Raw genomic sequence first — 14,288 nt, forward strand, 5'->3', positions numbered from 1 at the left:
AAGACCGCATGGGGCTGTGATGGAGAGAACCGTGTGGCTGACCTACGGTTCCCTCACCGCACGCCCCCTTGTGTCCTCGTCCGCTTTACGCTTTCTTGATCCGCATGGCGGACATCACGGAGAACTCATCGACAGGGACGGCGCCCACTTCAGCACCCCGCAAGTCCAGTTGGAAGTACATCGGCCCCGGGATCGTCGTCGCGGCGACCGGCGTCGGCGCCGGCGACCTCGTCGCCACGCTCATCGCGGGCAGCAACTTCGGTTACACCCTCCTGTGGGCGGCCATCATCGGCTGCCTGGTCAAGATCTCCCTGGCCGAGGCGGCGGGCCGCTGGCACCTGTCCACCGGCCGCACCCTCTTCGACGGCTGGGCGAGCCTCGGCCGTTGGACCACCTGGTTCTTCGTCGTCTACGTCGTGATCTGGGGCTTCGTCTACGGCGCCGCCGCGATGTCATCGAGCGCTCTGCCCCTTCAGGCCCTCTTCCCGGACGTGATGGACCTCAAGGCGTGGGCCGTCGTCTGCGGACTCGTCGGCCTGGTCTTCGTCTGGTTCAACAAGTACGAGGTCTTCGAGAAGGTCATGACGGTCCTGGTGGGCGTCATGTTCGTCGTCACGGTCTACCTGGCGATCAGGGTCACCCCGAATCTGGGCGACGCCTTCGCGGGCCTGCTCCCCGTCCTGCCCGACGAGAAGGACTCGATCCTCAACACCCTCGGCCTGATCGGCGGCGTCGGCGGCACGATCACGCTCGCCGCGTACGGCTACTGGGTGAACGCGAAGGGCTGGACCGACACCGGCTGGATGAAGGTCATGCGGCTCGACAACCGGGTCGCGTACGCCACGACGGGCATCTTCGTGGTCGCGATGCTGTTCGTCGGCGCGGAGTTGCTGCACTCCGCGAACGTGGCCATCGCGAGCGGCGACAAGGGCCTGATCCAGCTGAGCGACATCCTGGCGGACAAGTACGGCACGGCCACGGCCAAGTTCTTCCTGATCGGCTTCTTCGCCACGTCCTTCACCTCCCTGATCGGCGTCTGGCACGGCGTGAGCCTGATGTTCGCCGACTTCGTCTCGCGATACCGGACGGGCGGGGCGGGCGACGCCGCCCAGGCCGCGTCGGGCGAGGGAGTCGCGCCGGGCGAGGCGATCGCGTCGGGCGGCCGGGAGAAGTCCTGGCCCTTCCGCGCCTACCTGCTCTGGCTGACCTTCCCCCCGATCATCCTGCTCTTCCAGGGCCAGCCGTTCCGCCTGATCATCCTCTACGGCGTCCTGGGTGCCGCGTTCCTCCCCTTCCTGGCCGGCACGTTGATGTGGCTCCTGAACTCCTCCCGTACGCCCCGCGAATGGCGCAACGGCCTGCTCAGCAACGCCATGCTGGCGATCGCGGGCCTGCTGTTCCTGATCCTGTGCGTGAAGCAGATCTGGGACCAGCCGTGGGGGGAGTTCTTCTAGGGCCTCCAGGGCCCGCCTCTCCGCCCCCGGCCAGGCATGACGGAGCCAATATCGAGATATCGTGGTGTATCGGACTGTCTGGAAGAAGGTGACGCGTGGCCACGTCGGCGGGATGGGACTCGGCTGATCTGATCGAGGTGTTCAAGGCCCTCGGCAACCCTGCCCGTCTGCAGATCATGCGGTGGCTGAAGGACCCCGACGCGTCCTTCGGCGAGTACGAGCCGATCGCGGACCGTCGGTCGGTCGGCGTGTGCGTCACGCACATCCAGGCGAAGGCGGGGCTCGCCCAGTCGACGGTCTCCAGCTACATGAGCACACTCGAACGGGCGGGGCTCGTGCGCCCCACCCGGGTGGGCAAGTGGACCCACTACCGGCGCGACGAGGAGCGGTTGGCGCAGCTGGCGCACGTGATCGACACCACCATCTGATTGACGTATCGCAATACGTCGATATGATCTCTTCATGTCGACCTTCGCTGCCGCGCCCACCGCCCTGATCGTCCACGCCCACCCCGAGCCCCACTCCTTCAGCACCGCCCAGATGACCACCGCGGCTCAGGCCCTGCGCGAGGCCGGGTACCGAGTCGACGTCGTCGACCTCTACGCCGACCGATGGGCCCCGATCCTCGCCCGCGACGAGTTCGCACCGGTGGACGGCCACTTCAAACCGCAGGCCGAGCAGATGCGCGCGCTCAAGGAAGGGACGCTCGACACCGCCGTCAGGAACCACCTCGACCGGCTGCTCGCCGCTGATCTGCTCGTACTCTCCTTCCCGATGTGGTGGTTCTCGCTGCCCGCCGTCCTCAAGGGATGGGTGGACCGGGTCTTCGTGATGGGAGGCGTCTTCGGCGGGGACCACGGGATCCTCGGCGACGGGGCGCTCGCTGGGAAGCGAGCGATGCTGCTGGTCACGACCGGCGGAGCAAGCGAGTCGTTCCAACCCGGCGGCAAATTCGGCCCCATGGACGACTTCCTCTTCCACATCCACCGCGGAATGCTGGAGTTCGTCGGATTCCAGGTCCTCGACCCGGTGATCACCTACGGCCCGGCCCGCATGACCGACCAGGAGCGAACTGCTGCGCTGGGCGCGGTCGGAGAGTCCGTCGCGCGCATCACGGCGGAGATCCTGAAAACGGCCGCCTGACGGCCTCCGCCGAGCCCGTGCGTCATGGCCGACGCGGCGACCAGCAGAACGCCGCGTCGGAGCCGCCCTCCCTGACTACGCTGCCTCTCATGACGCTGGACGACATGGGACGGATGCACGCCGCAATACAGCCGATCGCCGCCGCCAAGTTCAAGACACAGGAAGCGTGGCAACGGATCGAGACCTGGTTCCGCCAGCACGCCCCGACCTCCGCCGCGCTGCTGCGCTCGCCCGCCCCGGCCGAACAGATCACCGCGGTCGAAGACGCGATCGGGTACCCGTTCCCCCCTGCCCTGCTCGCCTGGTACCGCCTTCACGACGGCTCCGCCGGCGTCGCACTCGCGGACCCCGTGGGAAGTTACGGACACGTCGACTGGCTGCCTGCCGGCAAGGGCTGGCTGCCTCTCCAGTCCGTCCGGGACCAGTACGAGCTGATGACTCAGCACTGGGAGCGCGAGCCGGGTTTGATCCCCTTCGCCTACACCCCGGGCGACGGCTGGCACGGCTACTACGTCGACGCGCGCAAGGACGAGCCGACCTACGGCAACGTCGGCACCTGGGCCGTCGACCAGGCGAGCGAACCCACCGGCTGGCCCCTCGCCGACTGGCTCGAGGAGCTCGCGTCCGCCCTGGAGGAGCGGCGCGGCCTGCGCCGCACGGACGGTACCGAGAACGAGTTCAGCCAGCCGGTCATCCACGAGGCCGGCCTGACGTGGATCGACCCACGAACCGGCTTCAAGGACGGCATGACGTATCTCCGGGACCTGTAGCGGAAACGCCAGTCGCGTCGCCGACGTGAGGGCTGGTCAGAGCATCAGAGCAGGTGATCGGCTTCGCCCGCCTTGATCCCGAGGATGAGCGAGCGAAGCGCTTCACGGCTGTCGGTGAGATAGGTGTCCTCGGCACCGGCTATGGCGATGTAGGCGTTGCCGGTGGGGTCGGTGCCGAGGCGGAAGCAGTTGTTCCCTTCGCCGCAGAACGGTTCTTCCCAGGTGATGCTGTCGGTCACGGCGTCTCCTACATCTCACGGGTGATGTTGCGGATGACGTCGCGTGACGCTTCCGGGTCCAGCGCAGCGGCGTCCATCCAGTCCAGATGCGCACGGTACTTCGTCAACTGGGCCTCGGCATGCGTGAATTCTGGTCCGTGTGCCGAGTCCAACTGCACGGTGTCGAGCTGGGGCACGGCTCCGTCCGCGTAGAGCAGGGCGTGTCCCGCTCCGGGGAAGCCCCCTTTGGACGTGGGGATCACACGGACATCAATGTTCTCGTGTTCGGACTGGGCAACCATGTGCTCAAGCTGCTGCCTGGTCGCGCGTGTGCCTCCGTACGGCATGCGCAGGGCGGCTTCGTGGACGTAGGCGACATACGGCAGCGGGCTCGGCCGCTCGAAGACCTGCTGGCGCTCCATGCGGTGGGCGACCCGCAACTCGATCTCCAGTCGGCTCAGCGGCGGAAGTACGGCGGCGAAGACGGCGCGGGCGTACTCCTCGGTCTGGAGCAGTCCCGGGACGTGCATGACCTGAGCGGTCCGGACGCGGACGGCATGCCACTCCAACTCGGCGATGTCCAGGAGCCCGGAAGGCAGCGTCCCGCGGTGCCGCTCCCACCACCCACGCTCCTTCTTGCCCGCCATGTCGATCAGAGCGTCGACGTAACCCTCCTCCACGCAGGCGTAGTTGCAGGCCAGGGTGCGAATGCGCTCGGGCGAGAAGGGCCGGATACCCGACTCCATGTTGGACAGCCGCGTCCTGTCGATCCCCAAGAGGCTCGCCGCGTACTCCGTGGTCGCTCCTGCTGCCAGTCGCATCTTGCGCAGCTCAGCGCCGAGGCGCTTCTGCCGTTCAGTTGGAGTGGTTCTGGTTGGCATGCGGACAGTGTGCCCGCAGCTGAAAGTGGTGCGCCACACACTCAGGGGGTAATTACCTCCAAGCTGATGGACACAGTGACTCTCACATCTCTACAGTCAGTGACGCATCGACTACATAAGGCAGTTGGCAGTGCATCGCGCGAGCCTGCCCGGAATCTCCTCCCCTGGGAGGGGTGGGCCCGCGCCGGGGAGACAGGCCACCGACCGCCACCGCAAGAAAGCCCCCGCACCCGAGGAGTCAGTTACCCATGCCCATCTCCCGCTGCCCCGTGGCCCCCACCTTCACGGCCGATCCGACAGCCCCCACCCCCGAAACCCTGTCCTACAGCCTCACGCTACCCGCAGCCCTGGCCAGCCCCTCACTCGCCCGAGCCGCCACCCGAGAGGTCCTGAGGACCCACAACCTGTACGACATGCTGGACCCGGCCCTACAGGCAGTCAGCGAACTCACCGCGACGGCGGCCCAGTTCACGGAGTCCGCGACCTTCTACCTCTCCCTCCGCTACCGCTCGGCCACCCTCCGCCTGATCGCCTACGACAGCCACCCGCGCCACACCCACCCCCACCTCGCCACAGCCTGCGACACCCGCCGCCGAGCAGCCCTCCGCCTCCTCGCCTGCGTCTGCCGCGCCTGCGACGGCACATGGGGTTTCGGTGAGTCGCGTGAACCGGGCGGCGGAACAAGGATGTGGGCGACGCTGCCGAGGGCGGGCGCGGCGATGTACGGAACGCCTACCGGAAGGGGATGTTGAGCCAGGGGCTACCTGGGTCGGACATCAAAATTCGCTGAGCTTCGCGCACGTCGGTGTACCACTCCCCGAATTCCTCGTCGTCGAAGTGGAGGCACCGCCCGAGGATGTATCCCGCGGCGAAGTCCTGCCAGGAGCGATACGACCGCGAAGCACTTCGCCCGGCCTCGACGACCGCCGCCTCGGCCTCCGGCAGATCGCAGTAGCGGGAGCCCAAGCCCCACCGCGCCATGGCTGAGGCCCGACCGAGATCCCAGGCATCGACGGAGCTGACGTTCCGGTTCTCGTCGAGGATGCCGTCGGCCCGGAAGCGTGCTTCGTACCGCGTGATACGGCCGATGAGGTGCTGCACACCCTTGATCCGGGCCTCGGTCTCCGCTGTTGGCCGGGGCTCGGTCCTCGTGACACCGTCCGCCGTGATGACGGTTTCGCCGGCCGCACGATCACGCAGAACGTGGGCGGCAGCGTCCCGCCAGTACCCGGTGTCGACATGGCCGCGGAAATCGCGGGCAATGGTACGGCGCAGGCTGAGCGCGAACTCCCACACCGGGTTGGCCCCGTCGAGGGCGAGCAGGGCGCGCTGCTGCTCTTGCCACTGGCCTCGACTGGTGACACCCCACCACTCGCGTAGGGCCTTGCGCTCGTGGGGATAGCCCTGGCCGTGATACGCCATGGCGTTCCAGGGAAGGCCATTGTTGACGAAGAGAAGGGCACCGCAGGCGAGCCCGTGGGCGACAGGTCCGTGCAGCGGGCCGCCCACGCGCAGTGTCCGCAGCGTCGTCCTGAACGAGGGGAAACCCGCTCGTTCGGAGTGCTGGGCCCAGGCCCCTGAGTGCGGGGGCGCGGAAGGAAGGAACGCCTCGTACGGACTTCCGGGATTGACCACGATCATCGGTGGATACGTGGGTGTCCAGACACGCGCGAACCACCCGAGCTCGTCCCAGTCGAACACGCGGTCGGGCGCGGGAAGCATCCCCTCGGTGTACACGGCCCACACCGCACCACCGGTCCGCAGATCCTGCCCGAAAACGGGAAACGTATTTCCTGGCTCGGCATCCGTCCTGTCGCGCCGTACCTCGAAGTACAGCCGGTTCTCCGCGAGCGTGGTGAAGTACGCCGACCAGTCTTCTCGAGACTTGGCCTCGAACAATGCCTGCTCGATTTCTGTCGGAGGTGTCCAGACGGGCTGGTTGGTGGGCCCGAAACTGGCAGGTGGTGGACCGAATGACATGAGGTTTTCTATCCTTCACGAGGCGTGTGTCGCGATATTTCTCGGACATAGGGCCACGACTTCCACTCCGCCTCCCGGCAGCTAATCTGGCCGCACACTGTTTCAAGATTTAACAACGAGGGGTCCGCAGGTAGGAGAGTGGAATTCCCGAAACGGCATCGATAGCTGCATCATTTAGGCGAATCAGCTTTCCGGGAATGATGATTCCTGGAGAGAGTGAATGATCAGTTCGAAATCTGATAGCGCTTTGGTGCAGAACTCCTGATCCTGGGTATTGATAGAGTGAACGACGTTCGAAAATGCGGGATTCTCGACTCCTTTCGCTTCTTTTAGGATTCGAGTAGGCAGAAGGAGCCAATTTCTCCTTGTCCTGTCGATTGTCCACTCGAGTTGGGTCGGCGCCGCGGTTACTGCATCCTCCATAATCCGCCCGACAAATTCCCCAGGAGTCTTGAAGCGCCACCCCATGTAAGGCACCTGGGGGTATCCGTAAATGGGATGGGTGGCTGCGGGCAGCGCGAACCAGGCAAGTTCTCCGAATCTGCTGAGCGTTTGCATCGCTTGTTCACTACGATATGACATGTCGGAATCCGTTTCGCGTATCACCAGAGGGGTCCAGAGTACCCTCCATCTTGAACAATGAGTTTCTTTCCTGGGTTGAGTAGTCGAATGGCTCGCTCGAAGTCCCCGTACGGAATCGGATTGGGGCTCATTGCAGGGTCGTATACATATCTCCCGTCTGTGTAGACGTCGTGGTATCGATATTCCGTAACTACCTTCCCTGAATTCTCGGGGATGTTGATGGCGGGACTATTGCGTGTGGTGAAGTTGACTATTTTCCCTTGCCCGCCAGATTCTCTGAGGATGTACTCAGCGATCTCTGAACAGTCGATATTCCCGCCGATTGGTGCGGACCTCATGGCTTCGGTTGCCGCTCCGTCTGCAGGGTAATTTGGGTTAGCCTCTCGGAAGTCGAACGGCCCTCGAGAATTTTCGCCGTCAGGATAATCTGGCGCAAGCCCGAGCGAATCGGATCCGATGTGCGGGTTGTGAACGTAGGAGGTTGGGTTGGGGGCTGGGGTGAGCCCCAGTGGGTCGGGGGTGAGGTAGCGGGCCGTTTCGGGGTCGTAGTGGCGGAAGTAGTTGTAGTGAAGGCCGGTTTCGGGGTCGTAGTACTGGCCTGGGAAGCGCAGGGGGGTGTACGTGGTGCTGTTGGCCGCCCAGGCCGTCGTGCCCCAAAGGGTGCTGCGGGTGTGCCAGGCGATGTCGCCCTGCTCGTCGATGAGTTCGTTCGGGGTGCCGACGAGGTCGGTGACGATGGCGAAGAAGCGGGAGTCGATCTCATCCTGTGCGGCGGCGGTCGCGGTGATGCGTTCCGTTTGCGCGATGGGGCGCAGACCTTGGTGGTCCCAGGTGAGGGTGACGGGGTTCGGCAGTGTCGGGGACGTTGTCGTCTGTTCACACAGGGTCGTCCCGTCCCAGGTGAAGTCGACGCGTTCGACGACGGTTTCGCCGTCCGGCGCCAGGCGAAGCTTCGCCGTCCGGCGGCCCAAGGGGTCGTAGGTGTAGCGCCAGCGGGTGCCGTCCGGAGTCGTCACCGATGTCAGGCGGTCCTCGGCGTCCCATTCGTAGCGCCAGGTGTCCGGTTTGCGGGACAGGCGGGTCTTCTGGCGCAGGGTGATGCGGCCGAGGGAATCGTGTTCGTAGCGGACGTTGCCCGCGCTGGTGATGCGGGTGCCCGTGTAGGCGCGATCGCCGGTTGCCTCCGCGCCGGGGTGGGCTGTCGGCCAGGAGGCTGACGTCTGGTTGCCGGCCTCGTCGTAGGCGTATCTCTCCGTCCAGTTCGCCGCGTGCACTGCTGTGACCCGGCCTGCCGCGTCCAGGTCGAAGCGGCGGGAGCCGGTCAGCTGGTCGTCGATGCCGGTCAGGTTCCCGTCGGCGCGGTAGGTGTATGTGCGGGACTGGACCGTGCGGCCGGTCGCGCCTGTCACCGACTGGTTGGTCAGACGGCCGAGTTCGTCGAAGTCGTGCTCCAGAGTGACCGTCTCGCCTATGCGGCGGGTCAGTTCGCGGCCTGCCATGTCGTAGGTGAAGCCGATGGAGCGGCCGGAGGCGGTCATGCCGGTGCGGCGCCCGGCGCTGTCGTACGTCCATGTCGTTGTCGCCCCGGTCGGGGTCGTACGACCCGTTCGGCGTCCCCACTCGTCGTAGGTGTACGTCAGTTCGCGTCCGTCGACGGTCTCCGACCGCAGGCGGCCGAAGCGGTCCCGCAGCAGGGTGAGTGAGGTACCGTCCGGTCCCGCCGCCTGGGCGAGCTGGTCGGTCAGGTCGTACGCGTACGTCGTGACCCGGCCGGCTGCGTCCTTGCGGACCGTTCGTCCCAACTCGTCCCGGTCGAAGGTCACCATGTCACCGAGCGCGTTGGTCCGGGAGGTGAGGCGGTTTGCCGGGTCGTACGTGTATGTGAGGGTGCGGTCGTCGAAGTCCGTCTCCGTGATCAGGCGTCCGGCCGCGTCGTAGTCGTAAGTCCACGTCAGACCCTGCGGGTTGGTGACCTTCGTCAGCCGCAGTTCCTTGTCGTGGTCGAACTCGTAGCGCACCCCGTCCGGGTCGGTCCGGGCTGTCAGCAGGTCGAAGTGCGTGTACTCGAAGTGTGAGACCTGGCCCATCGGGTCCGTGTGGCTGGTGCAGTTGCCCTCGCCGTCGTACGTCCGTGACTCGCTCGTGCCGTCGGCGGTCGTACGGCGGGTCAGGTGGCCTTCGACCGTCCACTCCAGGCGGGTCACGGCGCCCGTCGGTTCCGTGAGCGTGACAGGTCGGCCGAGAGCGTCACGTTCGTAGCGCGTCACCCTGCCGAGCGGGTCCGTGATCTCCAACGGAAGACCCGCGCCGTCGCAGTCGATCGTTGTGGTGTGGCCGAGCGGGTCGGTCACCGAGGTCAGATGGCCTGCCTCGTTGTGAGTGAACCGGGTGGTCAGACCCGCCGGGTCTGTCACCGAGGTGCGGTTGCCGCGGTCGTCGTACGTCTGGCGTATGACCGTGCCGTCCGGGTTCACCACCTTCACCGGAAGGCCGAGCTCGTTGTACTCGGCTTTCGCCTCGCGGCCGTCCGGGCGGGTCAGGGTGAGGAGGTTGCCCGTCTCGTCGTAGCGGAACGTCGTGGTGTGGCCGAGGGGATCCGTCCGGGACAGCAGACGGTTGTAGCGGTCACGCTGGTATCGGGTGACGGCGCCCATTGGGTCGACATCGGCGACGACTTGGCACGAGTCGTTGATCAGGAAGCGGCTGGTGTGGCCCTCGCCGGTCGTGGTCGTCGTGACTCGAAGGCCGGTTTCCGGGTCGGTGCCGTCGTAGGTGACGCGCAGGCTCATGTGACCGGCGGCGCCACCTTCGGCGATGCAGCGGTCCTGGTCGTCGTACTCGTAGGTGTAGCTGCGGTCGTTGGTGTCCGTCCACGAAGTGACACGCCCCGCGTCGTCGTACGTGAAACGCAGCGGCAGCCCCGATGAGTTGATGACCTCGGTGAGGTTGCCGTTCGTGTAGGCGTAGCGCTTCAGCTCCTCGCCTGTAATTGCCAGATGGAACGCGGTGACCCGGCCTGCCTCGGTGCTGACCCGAATGTGCTGCCCAGCACTGGAGACAACGGCGAGTGGGGTGCCCTCGGCGTCGTACTCGAAGGTGATCCAGTTGCCGTTGCGGTCGTCGATCTGTTCCAGGACCGCCAGGTCGTCGCCTCGGTCGGCGAAGTGCCAGACGCGATGCGTGAGCGGGTCCGTGACCGTATACCCGTCGTCCTCGCGATTCAGCGGCCAGCGCGGGCCGTGGGAGGGGAGGGTGGGCAGACCGGGTGCCGGGTGCGGAAAGGCGAGCAGCAAACCGTCCTGAGTGACGAATATGACGCCCTCGGAGTCGATTTCCAGGCGCTGGTCGAAGGTAGAGGACCAAGATGGGCCGAACCAGCGGCCAAGGTGGTAACCGGACTCCACCCGCCTCTTGAGCTCGAGCGGGAGGGCACCGGGGAGCGTGACGTCCGTCTGCGGCAGGTACATCTTGCCGGTGGCGAAGTCGATCGGGTCCGAGCCCCTTTTCTCAACAGCGTCCTCCGTGCGGGACCTCCGTTCGGGGCCATCGGACACTGAATTCCGGGCAGAGTCCTCGGCGGCGTCCTTCGCCGTCCGGCGAGCCCCTGCCTCTGCCGCTTCCGCCAGCCCCTCCTTCACCCCGCCCCGAGCCAGCCCCAGCCCCTTACCCCCGACCAGTTCGGGGATCAGCCGTCCGATGCCCTCGGCCGGGTCCTTCTTGAAGCCCTCCCACGCGGACTTCAGTACGCGATCGGGATGGGTGGCCGTGGAGACGAGGCCGGTGATCGTCATGCTGACGTTCTGGAGGTACTGCGCGGGGTGGGTGAGGTTGTAGCCGTCGACCGGGTTGAGGCCGCGGACGAAGGTCACCGCGCCGGCCGTGCCCTTGACCACACCGCCCACGACGTGGGTGAGCTCGGTGTTGACCGCCAGGTAGCCGTCTTTGAGGTTGGACCCGATCTGGTCGAGCCGCGACGGTTCAGCGGGGGCGTGGGCGAGGGCGGCGCGGACCGAGGCGGCGGCGGTACGGCCGGCGTCGTTTCGCTGGCGGCGGGCCTCTGCCAGGATCTCCTGGGCCCGCTTGATGTCCGCCGCGCCGGGGTCGGAGAAGGGTTCCGGACGCGGACCGGGGTCCTCGTCCGCCTTGATCCGGGCGTTGTAGGCGTCGACGCGCTTGTTGTACGCCGCCACCGCCTGCTCGGACGCCTTCGTGCCCTTCGCATACAGGTCGATGGCGTCCCGTGCCTGGGCCTGTGCCCACGCGACCGTGTCCGCGAAGTCGCTCAGCGCCTTGCCCGCCTTGTCGCAGGCGTCCGCCGCATGCAGCCACTTGGGGGGATGCATGGCGAACTTCTCACGGAAGGTGTCGGCGGCCTCGCCCTTCCAGTGCGAGGAGTCCAGCTTCCGCATTCCCTCGCCGACCGTGTCGAAGGACGTGCGGAAGTCCTTCAGGTGGGAGGCGGAGGCCCGGATCGCCGAAACACTGCCGTGGACCAGCTGGGCGGCCAGGTCACTCTCGCCGAGCTGCTTCTCACCGGGCGTGGCACCGAGGTCGGAGGCGAGTTGGTCGCCGACGTACTCGACCACCTTGGCCGCGCCGTCGGCTCCGACGTAATCCAGACCGTCCGCGAGAAGGTCCGAGCCCTTGTCGACGCCCTCGCCGACGAGTTTCGTGGCGGCGTTTCCGACGTCCTCGAGCTTGCCCAGGCCGGAGTCGACCACATCACCGAAGCCCATCAGCCGTTCTCCCCGCCCCGCGGGGACTGCTGCGGTTCCGGCTGCCCGGCCGCCGCCTGGGCCCGCTCCTCGGCGGAGGGCGTGAAGGCGGCGTCCATCAGGTCCTCGTACTGCTCATCGTCGGCGCCTATGGCCTGCTGGTAGTTCAGCGGGCTCGGGATCGGCCCGGCCATCGCCTGGGACGTCATCACGTCCCGGGCCGCGTCGTTCCAGCCCTGCTTGCTGTTGTCCCAGGCCTGCTCGAAGGACTCCTTGCTGTAGTCAGGGTTCTTCATGGAGTCGAGACCGCTGGTGGCGATGTCGCTCCAGTCCTGCTTCGCGGCCTCGTCCTCGGACAGATACGGGTTACCCGCCAGCGAGTTCGCGGCGATCTTCAGGGTGCCCCCGACGTACTGATCCGTCTCGTACAACGTCCCGGCCGCAAGACCCACGTGGTGCGCGAACAGGTTGCCCTCCTCCACCAGCGCCCGCACACCCCACTCCCAGCGCTCACAGAACGACGACAACGCCGACGTCAGATCCTCATGCCCCAAGTCCAGCCCGGACAGCGCCAGGTCCGCGAAACCCCGGCCCTGCCCGGCAACGCTGTCGGTACCGAGTTCCTTCAACTCCTCCAGCGTGAGGTTGATCCCCTTGGCGATGCCATCCAGGCCCGCCGCCTTGATGTCCTTGCCGCCGCCCTCACCACCACCGCTCACCGCGGCTCCTCCCCGTCCATCGTCTCCACGTCCGCCGTCTCCACGTCCACAGCCACCGCGTCCGGCACGATCCCCACAACCGGCGGGAACAGCACACCGTCGTCCTCGCTCCCCACGTCCAGGGCCACCCCGCACGGCACGCCCACCGCCGGGACCGCGGCATCCAGCAGCCGGGCTCCCAGCACCCGCTGATACGCCCACTCCCGCGAACCTTCACCCCTCGCGATCGCGAACCTGGCCAGCGCCGACTCGTCCGAGAAGGCGTAGATCCAGCGCACGCCGCGGTAGTCACCGACCAAGGGGTCTTCGTTGTCGTCGAGGGGGACGAGTACGGGCGTACGGCGGAACCCACCGAGTAGCGCGGCGAACTCCTGGCGGGCGCGGGCGCGGGCGACGTCGTCCGCGGTGCGTGGAGAGGGGGCTGCGGCGGTCGGCGGCACGGTAGCGCTCAACGGTGCGCCGGACGATGGCGGTTCATCGCTGTCCTGCGGTGACTGCCTGACGGTGTCGTCCGGGTCGGCCGTCTCCAGGAGGTCGTACAGCCGTGACCTGGGTATCTCCGGGCCCCTGCACCCTTCTTCAGCCATGCCCAGGATCATCACATTGGCATATTGTCGTACGCAATGCAGATCACCGGCCGTGGCGGGATCCGGCTGTCAGGTCGGCGTCGAGTGCGCGAACTTCACTGAGCAGCGTGGACCGCCTGTTCTGCTGGCCCGACCCCGACCCCGACCCCGACCCCGACCCCGACCCCGACCCCGACCCCGCCATCGCCGAATGCCGCCGCGCGCTGGCCCAGGTGCTTCAATAGCCTCCGCGCCGGGCCGGGGAGGGTCAGGCTGGGAGGGGACACCTGATGAGAAGGACGGGCCTGATCATTGCGACCGTCGCCGTGCTGGCGGCCACCGTCACCGCGTGCGGCGGCTCCGGCGGCGGCGAGGACTCTGCGGTGCCGTACGGGGCGCAGAGCTGCTCGGACTGGACAGGGCGCCTGGCCGACAGCGGGCGCTGGGACGCGGCCGAGGAGCTGCTGACTGCCGCGAAGGGCACGGACGGCGCCGAGGGCGACCGGGCCCCGGCGACGAGCAGCATCGAGGCGTTCGAGAAGGGCCTGAGCGATGCGTGCGACCGGGGCGCCAGCGATGACCTGCTCGCCACGGTGGCCGACGACCTGTACTCGTCGGACCGGGCGTTCTACAGCTACTGAGACGACAGCAGGGCCCGGGTGAGCCGTCACACTCACCCGGGCCGGACACCACCCACGTGGTCATCGACGGCAGCAGCCGCCTAGACGCCGCCCGCTAAGCCCGCCTCGCCTGAGCCTGAAGGGCTTGGAACGGGACCCAGCCCGACTTGGTGAACTGGCATGATCCTTCGCCGAACCAGCCGGCGCGCGGATCGACTGACCAAGTCGTCGACGGCCCCGTTCTCCTGCCGAGGCAGTGGGGGAGCGGGACCGCTCAGCTTGATCTGGACGCTGCTACGGCAGACGGGCGCCCCGAAGATCAAGCGGAGCCTGGCCAACCTGCCGCCCGCACCCGCAGCGAGCTGGAGAACCTGCTCCGCAGGCGGCTCAAGGCGCTGCAGTACCGGCACAACACCCTCAGCGGATTCCTCGCCGGCACCGGCCACACCCTCGACAGACCGAACTGACCCTAAAACGCCGAAGTCAGTGATCCCCACTTGCTCGTTAGCCAGCGCACCGCCCTCGACCTCGACCATCCGGCGGTCAGCATGACCCCTTGAGGGGCGTTTCGCAGGTACCGAGTCGCAAGAAGGGACGTAGGTGCAGGAGCGTGCAGCCGTGGCCGCCAACCCATGCACGA

Annotated in this window: 13 protein-coding genes; 6 read left to right on the forward strand and 7 right to left on the reverse strand. The window is 67.0% G+C overall.

The features are described 5' to 3' along the window. The first annotated feature begins 104 nt into the window (after positions 1 to 104). The 4 genes from ABZ027_RS21785 to ABZ027_RS21800 all read left to right on the forward strand — a co-directional run bounded on the left by ABZ027_RS21785 (position 105) and on the right by ABZ027_RS21800 (position 3,367). The gene (locus tag ABZ027_RS21785; protein ID WP_356770728.1) at positions 105 to 1,454 is read left to right on the forward strand and encodes an Nramp family divalent metal transporter; all 1,350 of its coding nucleotides are present in this window, start codon (positions 105 to 107) and stop codon (positions 1,452 to 1,454) included. Positions 1,455 to 1,549: 95 nt separating this feature from the next. Further along, entirely contained in the window at positions 1,550 to 1,882 is a 333-nt protein-coding gene (locus tag ABZ027_RS21790) for a metalloregulator ArsR/SmtB family transcription factor (protein WP_356770730.1), read from the forward strand. A gap of 34 nt (positions 1,883 to 1,916) precedes the next feature. Next, entirely contained in the window at positions 1,917 to 2,597 is a 681-nt protein-coding gene (locus tag ABZ027_RS21795; RefSeq protein ID WP_356770732.1) for an NAD(P)H-dependent oxidoreductase, read from the forward strand. 89 nt (positions 2,598 to 2,686) lie between these two features. Then, entirely contained in the window at positions 2,687 to 3,367 is a 681-nt protein-coding gene (locus ABZ027_RS21800; RefSeq protein ID WP_356770734.1) for an SMI1/KNR4 family protein, read from the forward strand. A gap of 44 nt (positions 3,368 to 3,411) precedes the next feature. Here ABZ027_RS21800 and ABZ027_RS21805 read toward each other — a convergent pair whose 3' ends face one another. Next, complete coding sequence (locus ABZ027_RS21805) at positions 3,412 to 3,606, reverse strand: hypothetical protein (RefSeq protein WP_356770736.1); 195 nt, start codon at positions 3,604 to 3,606, stop codon at positions 3,412 to 3,414. An 8-nt stretch (positions 3,607 to 3,614) separates the two neighbouring features. Further along, positions 3,615 to 4,466, reverse strand: coding sequence for a helix-turn-helix transcriptional regulator (locus tag ABZ027_RS21810; RefSeq protein ID WP_356770738.1), 852 nt, complete (start codon positions 4,464 to 4,466; stop codon positions 3,615 to 3,617). Between the two features lie 248 nt (positions 4,467 to 4,714). On the opposite strand from ABZ027_RS21810, the gene ABZ027_RS21815 reads away from it, so the two are divergent. Beyond that, positions 4,715 to 5,218, forward strand: a complete 504-nt coding sequence (locus tag ABZ027_RS21815; protein ID WP_356770740.1) for an ATP-binding protein — start codon at positions 4,715 to 4,717, stop codon at positions 5,216 to 5,218. Here the strand turns inward: ABZ027_RS21815 and ABZ027_RS21820 are convergent. From ABZ027_RS21820 to ABZ027_RS21840, 5 genes are all read right to left on the reverse strand, one after another. Further along, complete coding sequence (locus ABZ027_RS21820; protein ID WP_356770742.1) at positions 5,199 to 6,446, reverse strand: DUF1266 domain-containing protein; 1,248 nt, start codon at positions 6,444 to 6,446, stop codon at positions 5,199 to 5,201. The two genes, ABZ027_RS21815 and ABZ027_RS21820, sit on opposite strands and share 20 nt — an antisense overlap. Before the next feature lie 183 nt (positions 6,447 to 6,629). Then, complete coding sequence (locus tag ABZ027_RS21825) at positions 6,630 to 7,028, reverse strand: hypothetical protein (RefSeq protein ID WP_356770744.1); 399 nt, start codon at positions 7,026 to 7,028, stop codon at positions 6,630 to 6,632. Between the two features lie 20 nt (positions 7,029 to 7,048). Beyond that, positions 7,049 to 11,764 (reverse strand): putative T7SS-secreted protein, encoded by a 4,716-nt coding sequence (locus tag ABZ027_RS21830; RefSeq protein WP_356770746.1) that lies wholly within the window; start codon positions 11,762 to 11,764, stop codon positions 7,049 to 7,051. Further along, complete coding sequence (locus tag ABZ027_RS21835; protein ID WP_356770748.1) at positions 11,764 to 12,462, reverse strand: hypothetical protein; 699 nt, start codon at positions 12,460 to 12,462, stop codon at positions 11,764 to 11,766. The genes ABZ027_RS21830 and ABZ027_RS21835 overlap by 1 nt, the downstream gene beginning before the upstream one ends. Next, a complete protein-coding gene (locus ABZ027_RS21840; RefSeq protein ID WP_356770750.1) occupies positions 12,459 to 13,049 on the reverse strand; it encodes a hypothetical protein in 591 nt (196 codons plus the stop codon). Before ABZ027_RS21840 ends, ABZ027_RS21835 begins: the two co-directional genes overlap by 4 nt. 269 nt (positions 13,050 to 13,318) lie before the next feature. Here ABZ027_RS21840 and ABZ027_RS21845 point away from each other — a divergent pair, with 269 nt between their 5' ends. Further along, on the forward strand, positions 13,319 to 13,669 hold the full coding sequence (locus tag ABZ027_RS21845; protein ID WP_356770752.1) for a hypothetical protein: 351 nt from the start codon (positions 13,319 to 13,321) through the stop codon (positions 13,667 to 13,669). The last annotated feature ends 619 nt before the right edge of the window (positions 13,670 to 14,288 follow it).

Origin of the sequence: Streptomyces sp. NPDC006332 (assembly GCF_040612855.1) — a bacterium.
In the GTDB taxonomy this organism is placed as follows: Bacteria; Actinomycetota; Actinomycetes; order Streptomycetales; family Streptomycetaceae; genus Streptomyces.